1 protein-coding gene is annotated in these 1,474 nt (G+C 60.5%); it reads left to right on the forward strand.

The window, feature by feature from the left end; translation table 11 throughout:
• The coding region (nuoL, locus tag ACIP1X_RS28680) for an NADH-quinone oxidoreductase subunit L (RefSeq protein ID WP_400755951.1) at window positions 1-1,422 on the forward strand (1,422 nt) is incomplete at its 5' end.
• Between the last annotated feature and the right edge of the window lie 52 nt (window positions 1,423-1,474).

Raw genomic sequence — 1,474 nt, forward strand, 5'->3', positions numbered from 1 at the left:
TGGGAAGGCGTGGGCCTGTGCTCGTACCTGTTGATCGGTTTCTATTACAGCAACCGCAACAACGGTAACGCCGCACTCAAAGCCTTCATCGTGACCCGGATCGGCGACGTGTTCATGGCCATCGGCCTGTTCATCCTGTTCCAGCAAGTGGGCACGCTGAACATCCAGGAACTGCTGGTGCTGGCACCGCAGAAATTCCAGGTCGGTGACTTCTGGATCACTTTGGCGACCCTGATGCTGCTGGGTGGCGCAGTCGGTAAATCGGCACAACTGCCGCTGCAAACCTGGCTCGCGGACGCGATGGCCGGCCCGACCCCGGTTTCGGCACTGATCCACGCCGCAACGATGGTGACTGCCGGTGTTTACCTGATCGCCCGTACCCACGGTCTGTTCACCCTGGCGCCGGAAATCCTCCATCTGGTCGGCATCGTTGGTGGTGTGACGCTGGTACTGGCCGGTTTCGCCGCGCTGGTACAAACCGACATCAAACGTATCCTCGCCTACTCGACCATGAGCCAGATCGGCTACATGTTCCTGGCGCTGGGCGTTGGCGCATGGGATGGCGCGATTTTCCACCTGTTTACCATCGCCTTCTTCAAGGCCCTGCTGTTCCTTGCTTCCGGTGCGGTGATCGTTGCCTGCCACCACGAGCAGAACATTTTCAAGATGGGCGGTCTGTGGAAAAAACTGCCACTGGCCTACGCCAGCTTCATCGTCGGCGGCGCGGCACTGGCGGCCCTGCCACTGGTCACCGCAGGCTTCTACTCCAAGGACGAAATCCTTTGGGAAGCGTTCGCCAGCGGCAACCACGGTCTGCTTTACGCAGGTCTGGTCGGCGCGTTCATGACATCGCTGTACACCTTCCGCCTGATCTTCATCACGTTCCACGGTGAAGCCAAGACTGAAGCCCACGCCGGTCACGGCATTGCTCACTGGCTGCCATTGTCGGTGCTGATCGTATTGTCCACCGCCATTGGCGCGATGATCGTTCCGCCACTGCACGGCGTACTGCCAGAAAGCGTTGGCCATGCCGGTGGCGAAGCCAAGCACAGTCTGGAAATCGCCTCGGGCGCCATCGCCCTCGCCGGTATTCTGCTGGCAGCGCTGCTGTTCCTCGGCAAGCGTCGCTTCGTCACGGCGATCGCCAACAGCGGCATCGGCCGTTTCCTTTCGGCCTGGTGGTTCGCTGCCTGGGGCTTCGACTGGATCTACGACAAACTGTTCGTCAAGCCTTACCTGGCGATCAGCCACGTACTGCGCAAAGACCCGCTCGACCAGACCATCGGTCTGATCCCGCGTATGGCCAAGGGTGGTCACACCGCCCTGAGCCGCACCGAGACCGGTCAACTGCGTTGGTACGCTGCTTCGATGGCTGCTGGTGCCGTGCTGGTCATTGGCGCCATCGTGCTGGTAGCGGTCTGATATGAACCTTGCGAATTTGCGACAGGAAACGAGCCCGTCATGATTCTGCCTT

This window comes from Pseudomonas sp. NPDC088885 (genome assembly GCF_044750025.1).
GTDB lineage: Bacteria > Pseudomonadota > Gammaproteobacteria > Pseudomonadales > Pseudomonadaceae > Aquipseudomonas > Aquipseudomonas rustica.